At 53.9% G+C, this 21,818-nt stretch carries 10 protein-coding genes; 8 read left to right on the top strand and 2 right to left on the bottom strand.

The features are described from left to right. Positions 1-234: 234 nt before the first annotated feature. Together AC5S26_RS19855 and AC5S26_RS19850 are read right to left on the bottom strand one after the other, a co-directional pair. A complete protein-coding gene (locus AC5S26_RS19855) occupies positions 235-2,124 on the bottom strand; it encodes a tetratricopeptide repeat protein (protein WP_494186679.1) in 1,890 nt (629 codons plus the stop codon). Then, complete coding sequence (locus tag AC5S26_RS19850; protein ID WP_494186678.1) at positions 2,102-4,615, bottom strand: glycoside hydrolase family 31 protein; 2,514 nt, start codon at positions 4,613-4,615, stop codon at positions 2,102-2,104. Before AC5S26_RS19850 ends, AC5S26_RS19855 begins: the two co-directional genes overlap by 23 nt. Positions 4,616-4,927: 312 nt before the next feature. Here AC5S26_RS19850 and AC5S26_RS19845 point away from each other — a divergent pair, with 312 nt between their 5' ends. The 8 genes from AC5S26_RS19845 (at position 4,928) to AC5S26_RS19810 (ending at position 21,117) form a co-directional block, all read left to right on the top strand. After that, a complete protein-coding gene (locus tag AC5S26_RS19845; RefSeq protein ID WP_494186677.1) occupies positions 4,928-6,271 on the top strand; it encodes a winged helix-turn-helix domain-containing protein in 1,344 nt (447 codons plus the stop codon). Between the two features lie 263 nt (positions 6,272-6,534). Further along, positions 6,535-10,119: a TonB-dependent receptor gene (locus tag AC5S26_RS19840; RefSeq protein WP_494186676.1), complete on the top strand. Its 3,585-nt coding sequence runs from the start codon at positions 6,535-6,537 to the stop codon at positions 10,117-10,119. Positions 10,120-11,401: 1,282 nt separating this feature from the next. Beyond that, positions 11,402-12,004 carry a peptide deformylase gene (def, locus tag AC5S26_RS19835; protein ID WP_494186675.1) on the top strand — a complete coding sequence of 201 codons (603 nt, stop codon included), beginning with the start codon at positions 11,402-11,404 and terminating at the stop codon, positions 12,002-12,004. Between the two features lie 76 nt (positions 12,005-12,080). Beyond that, positions 12,081-12,488 carry a carboxymuconolactone decarboxylase family protein gene (locus AC5S26_RS19830; RefSeq protein ID WP_494186674.1) on the top strand — a complete coding sequence of 136 codons (408 nt, stop codon included), beginning with the start codon at positions 12,081-12,083 and terminating at the stop codon, positions 12,486-12,488. 123 nt (positions 12,489-12,611) lie between these two features. Continuing rightward, positions 12,612-13,256: a GntR family transcriptional regulator gene (locus AC5S26_RS19825; protein WP_494186673.1), complete on the top strand. Its 645-nt coding sequence runs from the start codon at positions 12,612-12,614 to the stop codon at positions 13,254-13,256. A 221-nt stretch (positions 13,257-13,477) separates the two neighbouring features. Next, a complete protein-coding gene (locus AC5S26_RS19820; protein WP_494186672.1) occupies positions 13,478-16,057 on the top strand; it encodes a M14 family metallopeptidase in 2,580 nt (859 codons plus the stop codon). 142 nt (positions 16,058-16,199) lie between these two features. Continuing rightward, the gene (locus tag AC5S26_RS19815) at positions 16,200-19,109 is read left to right on the top strand and encodes an outer membrane beta-barrel protein (RefSeq protein WP_494186671.1); all 2,910 of its coding nucleotides are present in this window, start codon (positions 16,200-16,202) and stop codon (positions 19,107-19,109) included. Between the two features lie 28 nt (positions 19,110-19,137). Beyond that, positions 19,138-21,117 carry an alpha/beta hydrolase family protein gene (locus tag AC5S26_RS19810; protein WP_494186670.1) on the top strand — a complete coding sequence of 660 codons (1,980 nt, stop codon included), beginning with the start codon at positions 19,138-19,140 and terminating at the stop codon, positions 21,115-21,117. Positions 21,118-21,818: the final 701 nt, after the last annotated feature.

Here is a 21,818-nt window from a genome sequence, read left to right as displayed (position 1 = left end):
TGGTGATGTGAGCGATGAAGAAAGAGCCTACTCAACGTGCGATTTGCTGTCCCTGTGGAAGCGAGAAGATTCTCGCGTTGGGGTTGTGCGCGACCTGCTACACGTTGAAGAGCAAGACAAAGAATACTTCGGCGGTCATCGCGATGGGAAACTCGAACCAATATCTCGAGGACTTGCAATAGCTAACGTCGGCGCCAGCTGTCTTCTTCAATGTACTCACATTCAAATTGGCGATTAGTGCTTATTCTGAAGTCGCTTCGTTTTATCGAATGCTGCCTGCGCGAGCTTCTGCTGACCGACTTTTTGATAGAGCCGTCCTAGTTGAAAATGCACTGACCCATCGTCATCACTTGGAAGTCCCGATCTGAGCTCATCTATAGCTTGTTGATCTTTGCCTTGGCTGGCATAGATGCTACCAAGCAGCGCATGAATCCGCGGCAACAACTCTGTCTTTGAAGAAAGGCCAGTCTTCAAAGGTCCTTCTGCTTCGTCGAATTGGTGCTGATCTACGAGGATTTCGCCAAGAATGTAGTTCGCTTCTGGATCAAATGGCCTCTGTTGTAAGGCGCGGTCTATCATATCCTTGGCGGGCTGTAGCCTGTATTCCTGAAGATAGGTCGCTGCGGCTCCGAGCAGCGTCGCAAAGTCGTTGGCATCGATATCGAGTGCAACGGCATATTCGGACTCCGCAGCGCCATAACGACGCATGTTTCGATAACTCTCGGCCAACAGCTGATGAAGATGAACTGAATTCGGATCGGCCTCGCCCGCGCGGACAAGTGTTTGCACGCCAAGACTCTGATGCGAGCGAATTGACCAGTAAAGTCCCTCATCCTGTGCGCCAGCGAGGCGCCTCAGCTTTTCCCCGGCCGCCAGCGCCGAATTGAATTCCCCGGATGGGTAAGCACACGCGGCCAGAAGCGAGAGGTTCTCTCGAGATAGAGCCGCCAGCGAAGGCATCAATATGTTTGTGCAAGAGGTATATTGACCACGGATATAGCCTGTTCGTGCCTGGGATAGTATTTCCGCCGGTTTTCCCTTGACATCGATGCGCTCTGAATCAACGCTGCGCAGCGCGCGTTTCATGTGTGCAACGTCGTCAGCATTGAGTTCCGCAAAATGTGTTCGGTCAAACGCTTGCTCTAAAAGAGCAAACTCTTCCCCTGTTAAACCAATCGTCATCTGGGACAGGTTGTTTTTCACAAATTCCGGGTCGGTAATCCAAAGACTGCCGAGGACTGCCAGATCGACTCGATCTCTGTCTCTTGCGAACGCAATGCGCAGCAGACCCAGCTGGGCGATGGAACATCCTCCCGTCTGCTTATCCCGCAGGAAGTTGGTGTTCGCCTCTTCCTGTTTTCCCTGACGCAGTTGTACAAAGCCTAACAAAGATCGCACACAGGGAGGTCGCCGCTCGGCCTGCAGTACCTCACCGAGGATCTTTGCGGCGCGTTCAAACGACTCCTGACTAGCAAGTGTGTCTCCTTCCAGAACAAGAAAGTAGGGGGAGTCGTGAAACCGCGCGGCCATTTCTGAAGCATCCATCTCAGCGACTTCGAGATGAGAGAGTCCCAGACGATACCAGGCGTCGCCGTTTTTTGGATCTCGCTGGACTACCTCTGAATAAGCCGCCGCGGCTTGTCTAAATTGCTTCAAGTCCAAATAGGCTTGACCCAAATACATTGGAATATTCGGATCATTATGGTTGATTCGTCTCGCTTCCTCTAAATAGGCTAAAGCCTCCTTCGTCTTACCTGACTTAATATTTTCCAGTCCCAGAAACAGCACCGGGACAAACAGTTTTGGTTTTAGACGATGTGCCTGGGTGAAGCTGGCAATCGCACCGGCTTCATCGCGGATCTGATGTTGCATCAGCCCGAGGTTCGACCACATCTCCGCTACTTGCGGTTGAAGAGAAAGTGCCGCTTTATATGCTGCAATAGCTCCCTGCGTGTCGCCGATACTCTGTGCCTGCGCGGCCTTGGCGGCGTAGCTCTCGAACTCGTCGTTCCCGGACTGTCCCCAGGCATTTGTATTCCCGGTCAGAATCGCTGTTCCCAGGGTTATGGCTGAGATCCAGCTACGCACTTTTATCCGACTACTACTTCCATTCCAGGTGTACATCCGTACCTCTACTATCGTCTGCCAATATAACGGAAGCGACATGATGTGCGCTGTCGAAGAGGGCCTGCAGGTCTGTCCTGTTTTGAAGTGTGACCTGTCGTGGGGCACTCGTCGCTCCATACACCTCGACACGCATTTCCTTCCACCACGACGCATAATGACCCACGTGTTGGCCGATGTGAACCGTCAGGGAATTCTCCTTCACCTCACAAGAAAACTCCATCCGCAGGAACTCTCCGCGACGAAACGCGAAGCTCTTTCCATCGTCGAGGTAGAGTGAACCTTGACAGTCTTGTCCTGGATAGACTCGCAGGGTAAGCGGGCCGTTCGGGACCTCGTTCGTGCTCTGAGTCAGAGGCTGAACAGGCACAATCGATCCTTCACGCACGAATACGGGGAGGATATCCAGTTCCGGATGGACATTTACCGTTATTGGTTCTCCCGCCTTGGTCGTGGATGACCTTACAACTTTCTCTCCGGTCCAGTAGTCGTACCAACCCACAGACGGCAATTTAGCGAGATATCTGTCCGATTTGTCCGGAAGTGGCGAAGGGGCGATCAGAAAGTCTCGCCCGAACAGAAACTCTCCATCTGCGTCGAGATCGATGGGATGAAGGTCCTGTGTTGCACGCGGAAACTCAAGAAACAGCGGGCGTACTATCGGAATGCCGGTGCGCGACATCTCTTCTGCGGCTGTGTAGAGATACAGCATCAGCCGATAACGTTCCTCAATATACCTGCGCCGAATTGCTTCGTGTTCCGGTCCATGTACCCATACCTCCTGTTCTGCGGTGTTCTCGTTTGAATGATCACGGTCGATCGGTTGAAACGTCGCCACCTCGATCCATTTTGTAAGCAGGTCTGGTTGCGGCGAACCGATGAAACCTCCAACATCTGCTCCCGTCATTCCGAATCCGCTCATGCCAAGATTCAGCAGCATCGGGGTCGTCATTCGCAGATGGTTCCACGTCGAGCTGTTGTCTCCTGTCCAGGTGACGGCATAACGTTGTCCGCCAGCATAGGTCGCGCGCGTCAATACAAACGGTCTGACGTCCGGATCAAGTTGCAATAACCCTTCATAGGTAGCGCGCGAGTTTTCGAGTCCGAAGATATTGTGAATCTCAGCATGGGTGGCTGCCCTCTTCCGGAATCCAGGCTCATCGATGCGATGTTGGATATCTTCGGGCATCGTCAGCGTCGGACTATCGAAGATGGACGGTTCATTCATGTCATTCCAGAACCCCGCAATTCCGTCTTTGACCAGGGATGCGTACAGCGTCCCCCACCATTCCCGCGTGCCCTGCTGCGTGAAGTCAGGAAACACGGAAGGACCAGGCCACACGTTGCCCACATAGGTCGTCCCGTCAGGGTTCTTCACAAAGTGGTCCCCCGCAACGCCGCTGTCATACGGTCCATAGTTCTCATGCGGTGCCGACGCAATATGCAGGTCGGTGATCGCCACCACATGAAAGTTCTGCTTCTTCAAATCCGCTATCATCTGCGAGAAGTGGGGGAACTTCACTGTATCCACCGTGAACGGCCTGTGCCGATCCTGAAAATCAATATCCAGATAGATCGCGTCCGAAGGAATTTTATCGCTCCGAAGTCGATCCGCAATCTCCCGCACTCGCGCCTCCGGGACATAGCTGAACCGAGACTGCTGAAATCCGAAGCTCCAGCGCGGCGGCAGAGGGGTAGTTCCAGTCAGCCACGCATAGCCCTCCAGAACCTGCTTCGCCTCCGGACCATAGATCAGGTAGTAGTCCAGGGGGCCATTTTCCGCGCCAAAGGAGTAAGCCGTATGCAACTCTCTGCCGAAGTCGAAACTCGACCTCCAGTGGTTATCAAACAACGTCCCCGATGCCACTCCTTTATTAAGGCTCATGAAAAATGGAATGCTCTTATAGATGGTGTCCGTTGACTCCTGAAATCCGAACCAGTCGGTATTCCACATCGAAAACGTACCCCCTCGCCGATCCAGCGGCCCGGGTTTGTCTCCCAAACCAAAGAAGTGTTCTTCGGGCGGCATCGACTTGTATACGCGGAAGGCGCAGCCGTGAAATTCTACGCGACGCTCGATCATATCCTCTTCCACCACCCTGCCGTTCAGGTCAGTGATCCGTAGTGCTGCGCTTCCGCGGCTGAGTTGCACATGCAACTTATTCGTCGCGAAGCCCACCGTTTCCTTATCTTCCTCCTTCACCACCGCTACTGCGCTGGTCCTCGCCTCGGGAAGCACGGCCCACGATGCATCCTCGGGTAGAACCCCGGCAGCCGCTCCCCGAACCCGGATCACATCGTCCCGAAGGGCCGTCACGCGAAACACCATCTCGCCACTCCGAACCTCGATGCCGTTCTCCAGCCATCGACTGCTCGTAATCTTGCCCGCCACAACCAGGCCAGCCGGCTCCCCCCAGCCGGTCGCTGTTCCAAAAAGAAGGACAAAGCAAGAAGCAAGGATTGCAGCGGAAGGCTTCCAATAGCGATTCATCTTGATGGCGACATGTCCTGATGAGAGGTTGTTCTCAAAGCCGACATTCCTGGCAAACTCGACTTCGAGAGTTTCGGGAGGATGCTAGCAGCGCGTCACAACGAAAGACGTGTTTCATTCCTGAGGTTTTGCCGAGGTTTGCCCGAGGAGCAATCGAGGGATGCTCTGCGGAAAAATAGGCCGTCTCTCCTCATCGGCACGCAGCTATAATTTGTCGTCGTCTCAGTCGAATCTCCGTTACACGCGAACTCCTTCGTGTTTTATGAGGATTTCCCTCACTCAGAGAGCCGACGACTGGTCGAGAGGAACCGCGTGCAGGGTGATTTCTTAATTAATGATTGGCTGGTTCAGCCGCAGATCAACACCGTCGAAAAGGGAGGCAAGCGCTGGCACCTCGAGCCGAAGGTGATGCAAGTCCTCGTCCACCTCGCCCTCCATCCCGGCGAGGTCCTCTCTAAAGAGCGGCTTATCGACGCGATCTGGCGCGACACCTTTGTCGGCGATGACGTCCTCGTCCGTTGCATCTCCGAGATCCGCTATGTCTTCGGTGATGACGCCCGTTCTCCCTACGTCATCCAGACCATCCCTAAAGCTGGCTACCGTCTTATCGCCTCCGTCACCATGGAGCTCGCCACAGCAGCCGAACTTCGCACCACTGCCGACACCGCCGTTCGCTCCTCCGGATCGCACACCATCCCCGAAAGGCGCCGCGACTCCGGCACCAACGCTGTCGATCTCGACGATCTTCCGCGTCCCGGTGACCTCGACGCCGCCCAAGCCGCTGAAGACCCGATCGCTGTCGAACCCGCCCCCTCGGTCTACACCGTCCACGCTCACGAGGAGTCTTCGCACCCCACAGCTCCCGCACGCAGAAATCACCGCACTTTATGGCTCTTGCTCATCGCCGCCGCACTCGGCCTCGTCGCCTGGGGAGCGCCCTGGTACTGGCGATCCCTTCACCCCGATCCGTTCAATATCTTCTGGGCGCCCGTCCTCGCAACTCCCGAGCCCGCTCTCTTCTGCATCGCCGATCAGAACCAGTACTCCTTCATCACCCTTCGCGACGCCGCCGATCCCACCAAGAAGGTCGTATTAAAGGACAACCTTTCCGCCGTCGTCATCGATGACCTCGACACTATCGTCCGCGTCGCCGCTACTCTTCACGCTCACGGCAAGCAGTACCACCTCAAGGGCGAAGAGGCCACTACTCTCAGCGACCTCCGCAACGGTCCCAGCATCTTCATTGGAGCCTTCGACAACGCCTGGACCCTCCGGTTCACCAAGTCCCTCCGCTATCATTTCGCCAACAACGCCGACATGACCCAGTTCCGCATCGTCGACGGCAACAATCCCTCCCACCCCGGCTGGGTCGTCGATCGTAACCAACAGATGACCACCAACAACTATCTGGACTATGGAATCGTCGCCCGCTTCACCGACGCCAACACCGGCAAGCCAAGCATCATCGTCGCCGGCATCGGTCGCGGAGGTACGATCGCCGCCGGGGAATTCCTCACCAATCCCGACGATCTCGCCCAACTCCGCCGCGCCATACAGTCCGCCGATAGCAAAAAGAACCTCGAGATCGTACTCAGCACCCAGATCATCGACGGGCAGCCCGGAACCCCAAAGATGGAAGCCTCCTATTTCTGGTAATTCTCGGTTTCTGTAACGCTCTCGATAAGAGCACCTTACACTGGAGCCTCCCCCTCATCTCGCTGATAAATAGAAGCTTATGCCCTCATGAAATCTTCACCTCCCTCAATCACCCAAACATCGGTAAACATTCGGCTAATTTCCGGGACAGTCCATTCTTTTGCCCTCTAGGGTGGTGACGCTTTCCGGCCAACCAGGAACTGAGTTCTGAAAGCACGGCTGCGCGCACTCCGGGCGCCGTCGTTTTTGGGAGAGGCAGCGACATGCAAACAATCTTTGGGTCGTCCATCTGTCACACGAGACCGCGAACCATCGCGGCCGTGATGGTCGTCTTCATCGCACTTCTTCTGGGCTTGCCCGCAGTCCACGCACAGACCCAGGCCTTCACCGCAACCCTGAGCGGAACCGTCACCGACGCCTCAGGAGCCGTCGTTCCCCACGCCAAGGTCACCCTCGTCTCCGTTGAGAAGGGAATCACCCGAACCTTCACCACCACCGACTCAGGAAACTACACCTTCCCTCTGCTGCCCCCGGCGAACTACGACCTCTCCGTCGAGATCACCGGCTTTGAGATCTACAACCAGAAAGGCATCCCCCTCGCTGCCGGCGCTGCCGTCCATCAGGACATTGCCCTCTCCGTTGGAGGCACCGCCCAGAACGTCGTCGTCACCAGCGAAGCTCCGCTGATCAACGCTGACAACGCCAACATCTCCGCCGACATCTCTCAGAAGCAGGTCGTTGAACTTCCCCTCAATCTCCGCAACGTCTTCGGTCTCGCTACCCTCAACTCCTCGGTCAACAACTCGCAGCAGGCCCAGATGGTCAACGCCAACGGCATCTCGGGGCAGGCCGACCAGGATATCTCTTTCCTCAACTTCGGCGGCACACACTTCGGAACCGCCGCCTACCTCTTCGACGGAACCTGGAACACGGCGCAGGATTGGGGTGGCGTCGTCTACGTTCCTTCAGTCGAGAACGTGCAGGAGTTCAAGATTCAGACCAACGCCTTCACTGCACAGTACGGCTGGTCCAGCGGCAACGTTGTCAACGTCGTCTCCAAATCCGGCACCAACAGATTCCACGGTGATGTCTTCGAGTTCTTCCGCAACAGCGGCCTTGACGCCAACAACTACTTCAACAATCGAAACGGCGTAAAACGTCCCACCTTCCACCGCAACCAGTACGGCGTCTCCGCGGGTGGTCCCGTTTACAAAAACAAGACCTTTATTTTCGGCGTCTTCGAAGGTCTCCGTCAGGGAACTCCCGCCTCGCTCACCGCGACAGTCCCCACCGCCGCCTTCACGAAGGGAGACTTCAGCTCTCTTCTGACGACGCAGGTCCTCGGCACCGACGCTCTCGGCCGTCCCATCTACGCCGGTGCCATCTACGATCCCTACACCGTGCGCGGCATCACCACCGGCCAGGTCGACCCCCGAACCGGCCGTGTGGCTACCCAAACCGGCTACATTCGCGACGCAATCCCCGGCAACAATCTCTCCAGTCGCATCGATCCCGTAGCCGCCAAGATCATCGCCGGCCACTACTGGCCCGACCCCACCAATGGAAACATCAACAACAACTTCTTTGCCTCAGCCTCAGCCACCGCGCAGTCCGACGAGTACTCGATCCGCGTAGACCACAACTTCACCGACGCCACGCGCATGTTCGCGCGCTACTCCCATAAGAACGAGACCAAGACCAACTCGCCCGATTTCTTCGGCTCGACAAACCCCGGCGGCCCCGGCGTCAGCAACCCCAACAATCGCTGGAGCTTCGACATGGGCCTCAGCCACGTCTTCTCTCCAACCCTCATTCTCAGCGCCAACGCCGGTATGAACCGCTGGATCGAGCAGTCAGCAACACAAGGTGACAACTTCGATCCTTCCACGCTCGGCCTGCCCGCCAGCCTCGACGGCATTGCGAACCAGTTTCCCCAAATCAAGATCGACAGCTACTCCGGCCTTGGCCCGGGCGCCATCAACGGTCAGGACTCCTACGCCGTTCCCCGCAACTACATCACCTACTCCGCCGATCTCACCAAGACTCTCAACAAACACACCGTCACGGTTGGCTACATGGGCGTCGTCAACCAGATCCTCGGCGGACACGTCTTCGGCACCAAGTTCAACTTTCCCATCTCCTCCACCGCCGGACCCGATCCTGCCAACACCACTGCGGGCACAGGCTACGGCTTCGCCTCTTATCTCATAGGAGTTCCCGACAACGGCGGCGCCACTGGAGTCAACGCGCAACTCGCCACCCAGAAGAACTACATCGGCGCCTACGTTCAGGATGACTGGAAGGTCGTTCCCCGTCTCACACTCAATTTCGGCTTGCGCTACGAGATCCAGACTCCACTCACCGAGCGACACAACAAGCAGCAGTACTTTGACTTCAACATGACCAATCCCATTGGAGCCGGTACCGGCCTCACCACTCTCGGTGGCCTCGTCTTCAACGGCGGGGGAAACCGTCGCGGTCTCTACGACGCTCCCTACACCAACTTCGGCCCTCGTATTGGACTCAGCTATCAGGTCAAGCCCAAGCTCGTCGTCCGTAGCGGATACGGCATGTTCTTCATCCCGTCCTACACCGGCAATGGTCCCGCCGACGGCTACACCCAGACCACACCAATTCGCGGCACCAATCCTGACAACTCCGTCTTCAACACCCTCAACAATCCCGTTCCCAACGGAATCATTCTTCCCCAGGGTAGCGCTCTCGGCAATCAGCAGGACATCGGTCAAGGAGTCCCCGCGGTTCGCAGCGATCGTGGCTCCGCTTACCTGCACCAGTTCATGCTGGGTTTCCAGTACTCCATCCGCAACAACGATCTCCTCGACATCACCTACGTCGGCAACCGGGGCATCAAGCTCTCCGCCGGAACCTATGAGCGGAATCAGCTCGATCCGAAGTATTTCTCTCTAGGGTTGGCGGCTCTCCAGCAGCTCGTCCCAAATCCCTTCTACGGAAAGATCAACGCCACGGGCTGCGGTTTGCAGAACCCCACCATCCCGCGCCAGCAACTCCTCCGCCCCTACCCGCACTTCTGCAGCGTCGCCGAGCAGGAGGCCCTCGTCGGCAACTCGTACTACGACGCGTTGCAGCTCACCTACACGCACCGCTTCAGCTCAGGCTTCTCCGTCCTCGCCAGCTACACATTCTCGAAGTTCATCGACAACGTAGCCGGCAACAACGGTTGGGCTGCCTCCGGTCCCACCAGCATCCGCAACTACTACAACCTTGCCGCTGAAAAATCGGTTGATGCAAACGACATCCCGCACTCCCTCGTCGTCAGCTACATCTACGAGTTGCCGGTCGGTCGCGGCAAAAAGTTAGCCTCCGGTGTCAGCTGGCCCGTCAACGCCGTCATTGGCGGATGGCAGGTCTCAGGAATCTCAACCTTCAAACAGGGCTTTCCGCTCTCTATCCAGACAGCGAACAACACTCTCGGGCAATTCGGTGGCAATCGTCGTCCCAATGTTGTCGGTGGATATCACATCTCCAACCCTTCCATCGATCGCTGGTTCAACGTCTCTGCCTTCCAGGATCCCTCCAATCCCTTCGACTTTGGCAACGCGCAGCGCTACATCTCGCAGCTCCGCTCTCCCGGATATCAGAACTGGGATCTAGCCATGCAGAAGTACTGGCACTTCACCGAGTCCATGCGTCTGCAGTTCCGCGCCGAGTTGTTCAACGCCTGGAACCATCCCCAGTTCTACGCTCCGAATCAGTTTCTCGGAAATCGCGTGACCAATCCTGACGGAAGTTACGGAGGATCCTTCGGCCAAATCTCCGGCGCCTTCCCCGCACGTGACGTCCAGTTCGCCCTGAAGTTTTATTGGTAGTAGATATCAAGTACTCACAATCGAGATCACGTTGGGAATCGGGGAACTCCACCGCTTCACACGTAAGCTTACCCGATTGCTCGAAGACGCACTCTCGCTCTGTAAAAGACTCCTCGGGAGAAGAAGAAGGAGCATTGGTGATGTCGGTGCCGAGGCACAACAAGGAACATGTAATTTATTTGCTCACTCCTGCTGGTACAACTGGGATTCTACATAGTTGGCCCTCTCGCGCGAGAACGGTCTCGCGATGGCCAACGAAGTATTCTTCGTCCTGCCTCTTCAGGCTTTAGCAAGCCGCGCACAGTCCTAACGCAAGAATCTTCTCGCACCCACGGGGGACAACTAAACGTTACTGTGAAAGCGAGGAAATCGAAAAAAGCAATGATCGGGCCGAGGGAAGGCAAGTGATGCGAGTAATTTGCACTGGCGGCAGGCTCGATGTTACGGGAGAAGTCAACGGCGGTGAGACTTCGATCCGATCATTGGGATGTGTGATCTCGATTCAACTTTCACTATACGCTGCGATGATTGGGCATTGTTCCGGGTCCACGGTTGGATAAGTGGAATCAGGCAAATCTCGCGAGCATGACTCCTTTCGAGCGATACCTTTACGAAAAGGGGTTGTTCGACGTCGTTATCCGGCCTGAGATTACGGCCGACGACGTGGTTCTTGAACCGGTCGATCTTTGCATTGATGTCGGCTGCGAAGAATGTATCAGCTATTGGAAGCGAGATGGGCAGGTTTCCTATTGCACCCACCAAATGCCACAAGAATCCCAAGGTGGCAGAAGTGCCTTATAACCATTGCTACAAGGGCTGTGTAGACTGTCCTGAGATCGTACGCCAGGGTGTAGTGGTGTCGCACTGCGCCTGCGTTCACCATCGCTTCTTGCAGTAAATCTACGTCATGCGCGAGCAACTAAATCTTTGCTTCGTGTGTCTTCACGCGAAAATCGACGTGCGTTGGATGTTTATACGCCGCACGGATGACAGGTCCACCGCAGACAGCGCGGACCATTCGGCCTTCCTTTTCCCAGATGATGACGCGGCCACAGGAAACCTAGCACTGATTTCTGGGTGGAGCGATTCATATAGCACGCTTACTACAACCGCACGAAAACAGCATTGCGAAACAGCCTTAGGACTAATTCTGCGGACTTGCCTTATATGTGTCCTAGGCCACCGTCAAGGCCTGAATGTTCTCGGGAATAAAAGTTCAAGTCCTCGGTTAAAAGAACATGAGGGTTGAACTGAAAGCGGTTCAAATTCTGGAGCTAGCAAAATGTTGCGTTTGAAAATCGTGAGTGTAGGTGAGCCAGTTTTGCGGACGGAAGCGCAGGAACTATCGAAGGAACAGATCCTGAGTTCATCGGTCCAAGGCCTTATCGAGTACATGAGAGAGACCGTTCGTGACGCTCCCGGAGTGGGGCTTGCTGCGCCCCAAGTGGGAGAGTCGTTTCAGCTGGTTGTCATCGAAGACAAAGTGGAGTATCAGGTCAACCTGACGGAAGCAGAACTCATTGAACGCGAGCGTCGGCCGATTCCTTTTCACGTCCTGGTCAACCCTGAGATCCAGTTGCTGGCGCCTTTGGATGCCACTTTTTTCGAGGGATGTCTTAGCTTACCCGGTTTTATGGCAATGGTGCCCCGCGCTCGAAGAGTCTCTGTTAAAGCTCTCGACCACCTTGGGGAGCCGGTAAACATAGAGGCGGAAGGATGGTACGCGCGCATTTTACAGCATGAGATAGATCACCTGAGAGGAACTCTCTATATCGACCGAATGTGGAGTCGAAGTTTTTGCTCACTGGATGGCTACAACCGCCATTGGAAGTCGAAACCCACAGAGGAACTTGTGCGAAAGTTTGGCCCGCCGGGCGACTATTAGCCCTATTCGTTAGGTCAGCAGGCAGTTTGCCTGAGATGAATTTGTTACTGTCGACAAAGTATTTGAAAGGGTTTTTATGAGCACACTAAAGTTATGGACAGATAAGGATGTAGCGAATAATCCCCAGGTAAAGGCAGTCTTCGAGGATATCCGTGGGACCCGCAAGTCAGAATTTGTAAATAATTTCTGGAGAGCCCTTGCCAATCAGCCAGCGCTCCTCGAACGAACATGGTCGAGCATTAAGGAAGTCATGTACAAAGCTAGTGCGCTCGATCCACTGACTAAAGAGTTGATTTATATTGCCGTCTCCGCGACCAATGGCTGTAGTTATTGTGTACATTCCCATACCGCCGCTGCCCGTGCTAAAGGAATTTCCGATGAGCAGTATGCGGAGCTATCTGCCATCATTGGTATGGCAAACGAAACCAACGCGTTGGCAACAACATTACAGGTCCCTGTTGATCTGGAGTTTATGGTCGAATAGAAACCACGAGACTCTCAATAGAGGCTGGAGCGAGACGAACGTGTTCAATCGCTTTGATCATGGAAGAATTAATTTGTGCGAATGACCGAATCGTAGGACACGTGTAGATTTTCGTTATCGACAATGAATAAGCTAACGATCCCACCCAATCTGACTGAACTCGCTTACCAGAACATCAAAAAAGCAATTCTTCAAGGAAAGCTTACAAAACACCGGTTCACAGAAGAATCGCTTTCCTTAGATCTCGGTATTAGCAAGTCGCCAATTCGCGAAGCACTCAATGCGCTCAAGAATGAAGGACTCATCCGTATTGAGCCCAGGCGAGGCGCATATTTGCGCGAGTTTTCAATCGACGAGATAAGTGATCTCTATGGCGTGAGGGAAGCGCTTGAGACCTACGCAGTGAGCAATGCAAAGGTGACTCCACAATTGCTTGACTCGCTTGAGACCAGTATTCAGCGAACGATTACTTATCTAGATGTCGACGATATGGCCCAGCATATCGATGAAGACGCTAATTTTCATCGCATACTCGTTTCTGCAGCGGAGAACAACGAACTAAACCGTATGCTCGGGACTATTCAGAATCAAATATGGCTTTTCCGCAGCCAGACCTATCGGATCTCGTCAGGGACGGCGCCAGAGGCACATAGACGCATCGTGGGAGCATTGCGGGAGCATGATCAAATGGCTGCGGTAGCGGCCGTCCGCGAGCATATTCGACACGTCCGTGATTCGTTGCTGAATCACCGCGAATTTAATTCGTAAGATTTCTTTGACAGGATTCTGATATCTGATATATCTATTGCATGCTTTATCAGTGGCCCCAAGTCGATGCTTTGCGCGTTGCTGCTGATACCTCCGTTTCTCCTTGTCGATGTTTCTAAGCAGAACTTTTCGTTCGCTCCCCTAAATATTCCCTTCGATAGTGTGCAGATTCCATCTGTGCCCCTTAACTAGCTCTTGATTGCAGTTGGGAGATCTTTATCGTGCGTCGTCATAGTATTTCTGCATTCATGCTTGTTTGTCTCATGACCGGCATTGTGTTTGCACAGAACGTCACAACGCCGGAAGAAGCCTTTGGTTTTAAACCGGGGACAGATCGTAAGCTTGCTGACTGGACGCAGCTAACTGGTTACTTTCAGACGGTCTCTCGGCAATCAAACCGAGTCCACTATGAAGAACTTGGAAAGACTACTGAGGGCCGGCCTTTCGTGGCGCTCACCATCTCCTCCCCGAAGAACCTGCAGCACGCGGACGAATACAGAAATATCTTGCACCGTCTAGCGGATTCGCGTCAGACAACTCCGGAGCAAGCGAAAGAATTATCCAGGCAAGGAAAGGCAGTACTCATTGTTACCTGCAACATCCACTCGACGGAGATTGCCAGCTCGCAAAGCGCGGCAGAATTTGTCTATCGCTTGGCGTCCCAGGATACTCCTGAAATAAAACAGATTCTTGATAACACCATCATCGTGCTGGTTCCATCGTTGAATCCCGACGGGCAGCAGCTGGTGGTGGACTGGTACAAGAAGTACCTCGGAACTCCTTACGAAGGCAGTTCTCCTGTTGTTGTTTATCACCACTATGTTGGGCATGACGACAATCGTGACTGGTATGGCTTCACTCAGGTTGAAACCCAGCTCACGGTCGATAAAGTGATCAACCCGTGGCATCCACAAGTGCTCTACGACATTCATCAGATGGGCTCTCGTGGTCCGAGAATCTACCTTCCACCTTGGGTCGACCCCATCGATCCAAACATTGATCCTTTACTCGAAAGCACGATGAATGCCCTTGGCTCTCAAACGGCGCTTGAAATTGCGGGGAACGGGAAGTCAGGTGTTCTTATCCATGGAGTCTATGATCTTTGGTCACCAGCCCGTCACTACATGGCCTATCACGGTACAGCGCGAGTGCTCACTGAGTCAGCAAGCGTCAACATCGCATCACCCATCGATGTTCCTTTCGAGAAGCTTGATCGCGGAATTGGATACGACGCGAAGGTAAGAACCTGGAACTTTCCGGAACCCTGGAAGGGTGGGATGTGGCGGCTGGGCGACATTGTTGCCTATCAACTGGATGCGTTCTTTTCGATCGCTCATAACGTTGCTGCAAATCGCGAGCGGTATCTCCTGAACTACTATCAGATCCTCAAGAATGCGACCGACCAGAAGTATGGTGGTCCCTATGCATATGTCATACCGACAGATCAGCTGGATCCGGCATCAACGACGCGTTTGCTTGATATTTTGCGACGCGGAGAGGTCGAGATCCAGAGAGCGAATTCGGATTTTGATGCTGACAAGCGCCATTTTGCAAAGGGAAGTTACATCATTATCTTGGGGCAACCTTACGGGGCATTCGCAAAGACGTTGCTTGAAGAGCAGGAGTACCCAAGCATCCGAGAGTATCCAGGCGGACCTTTACAGCGTCCCTATGATGTCACCGCTCAAACACTTCCACTCCTGCTCGGTGTGAATGCTGTCGCAATCAAAAACAAGTTTGACGTCACTGCATCTCAGGTCGACACAATCAGCTCTCCAACCGGGACAGTAGAGGCTGGGAAGGCTGAATTCGGTTACATTCTGGATGACAAATCGAATAGTTCACTCTACGCATTGTTTGCTCTCCTAAAGAGCAATCTCCATGCGTACCGATTGACCGGAGGCACTTATTCGCCGGGAACGATTTATCTGCCGGAGCAGCCAGGCTTGCAGGAAGAGATTGCACGTGCTGCTGGTCATTGGCCCATACACTTTGAGGCAGTAAAGACGCCCATTACCGGATCTCGACTCGAGGTTAAGCTGCCGCGCATTGGCCTGTATCAGAGCTGGGTAGCTTCTATGGACGAAGGATGGACACGCTGGATCTTCGATCAGAATGGAATCCCTTATACCCGTCTCGTAGATGACGAGATCCGGAAAGGCAATCTCACCGACAAGTTCGATGTCATTGTTCTCCCTGACAATTCTGCCGCTGCCATCACAAAGGGCTCGATTGGCCGAGGTGAGGGCAATGAAGGCGGTCCTCCCGTCCCTCCCGAGTTCAAGGACGGGCTGGGAGAAAAGGGTACTGCTGCTCTTAACAAGTTCGCCGAGACCGGAGGCACCATCATCACTCTAAATCGTGCCTCCACCGTCTACGCAACGAAAGACTCCACACAGGTAAAGAATGTCCTTGAGGGTGTCACCAATCGTGACTTCTACATCCCGGGTTCGATCCTGGAGGTGAAGGTCGATACCTCTCACCCGATCGGATTTGGAGCTCCAACGACGATACCGATCTTTTTTGAGCAGAGTCCAGCATTCGATGTTCGCGGCGATGCGCGTTCGATCGCCAGCTACGCAAGCGACAATCCGTTGCGGAGTGGTTGGATTCTGGGCGGCAAGTACCTTGTGGGCAATTCCGCCCTTGCGGAAGAGCCGATTGGAAAAGGCAGAGTCATTCTTTTCGGCTTTCGCCCGCAGTATCGTGCGCAATCTGAAGTGACCTACAAGCTCTTCTTCAATTCGCTGTTCTACGCGGCTACCTCCCGTCCTGCGGGAAGCGGAAAGGGGGATAACTAGTGAAACTACCGTTGACCCCTCTGCGTTGTTGTTGCTAATTCGCTAAATTCCCCTCACTCCAAGCAAAATACGCGTTCGCGCCGGCACCAACGTCCCTGCGCGCTCGTGAACTCCTGTCTTTAAAGTTTGCCTCGAGGCCATCATGAATATTGCAAATCATTTCCGCAGAAGGACAATCGCCGTAGCTCGATTCGCAGCTGTTATTGCACTGTCCGTTTTTACGCATCATTCTAGCGAGGCGCAAACCTCCGCAGACGGCACGATCCACGGTCGAGTGACTGACAGCTCAGGCGCGGCGATCGTCGGTGTTTCGCTAACAGCTCGCAGTCCTAGCGTCGGAGGATCTTTCCATGCCACCTCCGACGGAGAAGGGAACTATCGACTCATTCAACTACCTACGGGCGAAGACTATACCGTTGAAGCCGAAAATCCTGGCTTCGAAAAGTCTGTTCGTACCGGACTTATCGTACGCGCGGGCCTGAACGTAACGGTAGACATTGCGCTCAAGATCGGTTCTCAAGCACAAACGGTTGAGGTCTCAGGAGAAGCTCCGCTCATCGACACGCAAAATGCGGAGCAGGCAGTCAATCTTAGTGGAGAGCTACTCCGTAATATCCCAATCACAGGAAGACATGATTGGTCGGATTCTCTGCAACTGACACCGGGCATCGTAAGTGCCTCAGCGGATGCTCAGGGCGGCCAAACATACTTTTTGCGTGGATCGGAGAACGAAAACCATGCCACATTAGTCGATGGTATGGATGTTGGTAGCTTTCAACAGAACTGGCCATCGAATGGCATCAGTATCAGCAACGAATCTTTGGGAGACATCCAAATCAAGACGGGTGCGAATGACGCGTCGTCTCCCGCTGCGATGGGAATGGTTATCAACATGTCCAGTCCCACAGGTAGTGACCAATACCATGGAAGCCTGGTTTGGCTATTTGGCCCGTCAGCTCTAAATGCAAACAATGCGAACGGTGGAACAAGCGCCGTCACATCGACTCAACAACCGGACTTCGCACTCGGTGGGCCGATTAGGAAGGGAAAAGCCTGGTTCTTCGCCTCAGGCCGCTACATCAATCGAGATGATGGTGTCAGTCAGACTGCGTCACAATTGTCCTATTTGAACGGGATCAGCCCTGGATTTCAATCCTTCGCCAATCATTCAAGCGGCTTCATCTTTTTGGGAAACTCATCCGTTCAATTGACGGACCGGCATCGGCTGATGGGCCTGGTTCAGTATGACAGCCGCAAACAGGATGCAAATTATCAGTGGTATGCCTCCAACATCGCTCACAATCAATATGGTGGGGGCGCATACGGCCTACGCCTCATTTCACAATGGAGCCAGAACCTGACAACACGGTTCCTAATCTCCTTCAACAATAAGAGCAGCAATCTGAGTGCTGATTCAATCGGCGGTGTTGGTTCAATGCCTGAGATTGATGTCTATGCGACCAATACCCTTTCCTCTGGCCGCCTTGTCGGCCAGGGCTCTTCATTGGCGACTCTCAATAATCTGTCCTCCATAACGCTCAATCCCGCAAACAAGACGACGATTACTGGCGACCTTACCTACTACATCCCGAAGGCATTTGGCTCCCATGAGATTCAGGGCGGATTTTATCTTGAGCCGAGTGAGCGCAACAAGACAACAACGTTGTACGCCGATGGAGGTAACAACATTCAGCAGGATGCTGTGCTTAATGATCCCAACAACCCTAGCAAGGGATATACGATCTTCCACACTCAGTCTGTCGATCGAGCAAGCCTCGTAAGTCGCTATATCACTGCGAACGACTATGCTTTCTACATCCAAGATAGGTGGCGTCCATTCAGTCGCCTGTCTATCACCGCGGGAGTCCGTCCAGATTGGATATCGGGGCGCGATGCGCTGTTCAGAGTGACGACCCAGCGTTCATGGAACATTGCGCCACGTGTAGGCGGAGCATTTGTGCTGACGAAGAACCAAAAGAATGTTGTTCGTGCGAGCTGGAGCAAGATCACGGATATTACGAATGCAAGCTACCTGGGGGCAGCCGGTTCTAGTACGGTCACCACGACCGATACGTACTTCCTCAACAGTGGCCCCGTCACCTTCGTTACGCCAGGAAGCACGGCACTGAGTGGAGATCGCACCTTCGATCCGGATCGTCACCAGGGATTTGTTCGTGAATGGCTGGTGGGATACCGCACACAGCTTCCGGGAGCTGTGGTGATCGACGCCAGCTATATCCATCGTGAATATCGCGATCGACCAGCATTGGTCGATAGAAATCAAAGCTACATATCCAGCGGTACGGGGGTCATTTGGAGTGGGTTGAACAACCCCGCATTCAATAACTTCTATCTCGTCACCAACAATAAGTGGAACTGGTTTGTCTATCAGGGATATGAGCTGACGGTTACTAAGCAGACGTCAAAGCTTCAGCTCTTCAGCACCTACAGTTACTCTCCCGATCATCTCGGGGGCGTCTACCAGCCCAATGATCCAACAGCCATCCTGGAGCCGACGAAGTTCGCGAATAATGCAGGTTTAGGCTCTGTCCGTGGCAATGTAACCAACGACTACACGGGAGACACGAGAAATCGCATGTGGCAGCGTCAACAATGGAGGACTGGCGTTACCTGGAAAGCTCCGTGGAAGATCCGCTTCTCAAACACTCTCACGGCGCAGTCTGGAACCGCAGGTGGCCCCGTTGTTATTACGCAGCCATATAACGGACAGTATGGCCCAGCGACTCGAGTTATCAACGGACGTACGGTGTCAAATCCGTTGGCTGTAGCCTATCGATTCAAATTTGCGGATCGCGGTACAGGTCAGATCTTCACTCCTTGGCTGGTGCAATGGAACACCTTGTTGGGGCGTGAATTTCCAATCACAGACCGGCAATCGGTCGAGGCTTCCGTCAACATCTACAACGTTACGAATCGTGGCGCGGGTCAACAGTTCGTCAATGGGACCAACGCCAGTTCGAGCACCTTTGGCTCGTTACAGAATCTCCAAACGCCCCGCTCGGCACAGTTCAGCCTCAGGTACCACTTTTAGCCTACCCAGATAGTGGAGTTACATTGATATGAAATTATTTCGTCGCCGATCTATTGTTGTGTCGCAGGTTCTATCGATCGCCTTCCTGATACTCCACGGGGCAGCGTTGGCCCAGGCTCGCCTGACTCTGCAAGACCTATTGTCCGCAGAGCCAATTGGCGAGACAGCCCTCTCTCCTGATGGCAAGACCGTTGCTTTTGTGAGAGCGGGGCAGATTGATCTTTTATCCACCGCTGGTGGATGGCCTGTTCTGCTCACTAGTACTCAAGGAGGCAAAATGGGGCTCTCCTGGTCTCCAGACGGCACGCAGTTGGCCTATGCGAGTCAGGGAAGTATATGGGCAGTTGCAGTTGCCGGAGGAGCTCCAAAGAGACTGACCAACGCTCCTGCTGGCTCTGGGGACCCTCGACAAGCCGCGGATCGGGCTCCTCAGTGGTCACCAAAAGGACGCTGGATTCTATTTCAGAGTGGCCGCTCTGGAACAAACGGCTTGTACGTTGTCAGCGCAGACGGAGCGGTGACTAGCGCTCTAACCGCCCCCAATGAGGAATCGGCAGAAGGAAAGTGGTCTCCTGGGGGAGAGCGGATCGTCTATGTGACCCGCGAGTCGTCCTACTTTAGCGGGCGCCTGCAACTGTTGCACTTTGATCCTCGCTCGGGCCAAGTTGTCGGAAAGCCAAACCGTCTCTATGAGGCTCCCGTAGATCGGGGTGGGGGATGGTCCATTCGTGGAGCAGAGTGGTCGCCTGACGGTCAAACGCTTGTCACTGTGTTGCAGAACTCTGGCTGGAATCACCTCTACCTACTTTCTGCAGATGGCGGTGATCCTAAGCAGATCACGACCGGAGACTTTGAAGATGAGGATCCAGCATTCTCTCCAGATGGACGATTCATCGTGTTCGTCTCGAACAGAGGATTGCTTGAGGCGAATGACCTCTGGCTAATTCCGGGGAAAGGTGGGGCATCGAGACGACTCACCACATTTGAGACGCCCGGCCTCTCTTCTCGGCCGCAATGGTCACCGGACAACACTCATGTGCTGTTCGATCACCAATCTCCCCTTGAAACCACTGATCTCCTGATGCAGGAGGTTCGTTCATCTGCGAAGCCTGTCGCTCTCACACATACCACTCCAATAAACTACGCAGCCGCTGCACAGGTTCCAGAACGCGTCACCTGGAAGAGCAAGGATGGACGCGAGATCGCCGGACTTCTCTATCAACCGCCAAGTAAGGAGAGACGGACAAAACCGGCAATACTTTGGATCCACGGTGGTCCGGAAGGACAAGACGGCTATCGTTCCGATGTGTGGGCACAGTATCTCGCTCAAGCTGGCTATGTTGTACTCGAACCAAACTACCGAGGCAGCAGCGGTTATGGAGAAGCTTTCCGTAACTTGAATGTTGAAGATTCGAATGGCGGTGAGGTTGATGACGTTGCGGCCGGTGCGCAGTACCTCATCACGAGAGGGTTAGCAGACGCAACGAGAATAGGTATTGGGGGAGGAAGCCATGGCGGAACAATGGTGGCCTATGCAGTCACGCGCTACCCCGAAGTGTTTGCGGCGGCTGCCGAATTGTATGGCGTTGTCGACCGCGAACTCTTTGTATACCGAACAAATCATGCTTCGTCGATTCGTTGGATGATGAAGATGGGCGGAACTCCTAGCGAAAAACTTGAACTGTATCAAAAAGCGAATATTCTGCTGGCAATCAATAACGTAAAAGCTCCCATACTGATCATGCATGGCGAGAATGACCCGCAGGTACCTCCGGCCGAGTCAGCCCGGTTCGCGGAAGCCCTTCGCCAGCATCACAAAACGTATTATTACTTTACATATCCAAACGAATTGCACGGCTTTGCGCAGCCGGGCCATCGCCTTGATGCTTGGCAAAAACAACTCGCATTCTTTGATCATTACTTAAATCCACAATTTGGCACGACGACGACCTCCACTGAAGAAGTTGCTTTCCCGGACAGTGATAAGTCGGCTATCCGGCATCCATGACGCCGCCTCAGGCGTGCGGGGATGGCCTCGACAATCGTAGTGAGCAAAGTAAGATAACCTGGCATTGAACAGGCTGGAAGATTAAACAAAAGTCGGATTGTGTATTTTGCCGTCTAAGTAGATGAAGTCGTCTGAAACGTTCATCCAAATCCGCCACAAAGATGGACAGTCGACAATCTTTATGGAAAACCCGAGTACGTCTACTGCACGACGACTATGGACATTTTTACTTTGATAGAGATACGGGCCTCTGATTTGCAGCAACAAATCTCCCGCTGAAATCCTTATTTGTTGGAAGATAGCCAGGGAAAGGTGTGGGTCTCCGCAAGAGTTCGGATTATTTGAAGAGAAGGCACGGCCTGCTTCAGGACCTCGTGCAAAAACACACCGCCGCCGTGAGACCATGGCTACTGGCACCGCAGAGTAGCCATGTGGTGCTTCATCATTTCGGTCTCTGAGAGACGAAATGATGAAGCATATCCAGACTGGGTGCGATCGTCGCGTCACGTTAATTGAGACCAGCGGAAGCGGCTGATTTACGACGCTCAGTTACGTCCACCAAAAATAGTAATCGGTGAGTGTAAATTAGGGTTCAAGGCAGATTATTGATTAGCAAAAGTCTCGAGCTCAAGTTGCACAACAGGATAATCAATCTCTGTATCAGCGAGACGGTTGTTGTAGTTTGTGAGCGTATTCAAGGC

The sequence above is a fragment of the Edaphobacter sp. FHG110511_03 genome (assembly GCF_059115365.1).
Note: the sequence above shows the minus strand (reverse complement) of the source record. Positions and strands in the feature narration are given on the sequence as shown.

What these genes read in the sequence shown, in the direction of transcription:
- AC5S26_RS19855 (WP_494186679.1), bottom strand. Translation starts at nt 2,124, where the DNA reads ATGTACACCTGGAATGGAAGTAGTAGTCGGATAAAAGTGCGTAGCTGG.
- AC5S26_RS19850 (WP_494186678.1), bottom strand. Translation starts at nt 4,615, where the DNA reads ATGAATCGCTATTGGAAGCCTTCCGCTGCAATCCTTGCTTCTTGCTTT.
- AC5S26_RS19840 (WP_494186676.1), top strand. Translation starts at nt 6,535, where the DNA reads ATGCAAACAATCTTTGGGTCGTCCATCTGTCACACGAGACCGCGAACC.
- def (WP_494186675.1), top strand. Translation starts at nt 11,402, where the DNA reads ATGTTGCGTTTGAAAATCGTGAGTGTAGGTGAGCCAGTTTTGCGGACG.
- AC5S26_RS19830 (WP_494186674.1), top strand. Translation starts at nt 12,081, where the DNA reads ATGAGCACACTAAAGTTATGGACAGATAAGGATGTAGCGAATAATCCC.
- AC5S26_RS19825 (WP_494186673.1), top strand. Translation starts at nt 12,612, where the DNA reads ATGAATAAGCTAACGATCCCACCCAATCTGACTGAACTCGCTTACCAG.
- AC5S26_RS19815 (WP_494186671.1), top strand. Translation starts at nt 16,200, where the DNA reads ATGAATATTGCAAATCATTTCCGCAGAAGGACAATCGCCGTAGCTCGA.
- AC5S26_RS19810 (WP_494186670.1), top strand. Translation starts at nt 19,138, where the DNA reads ATGAAATTATTTCGTCGCCGATCTATTGTTGTGTCGCAGGTTCTATCG.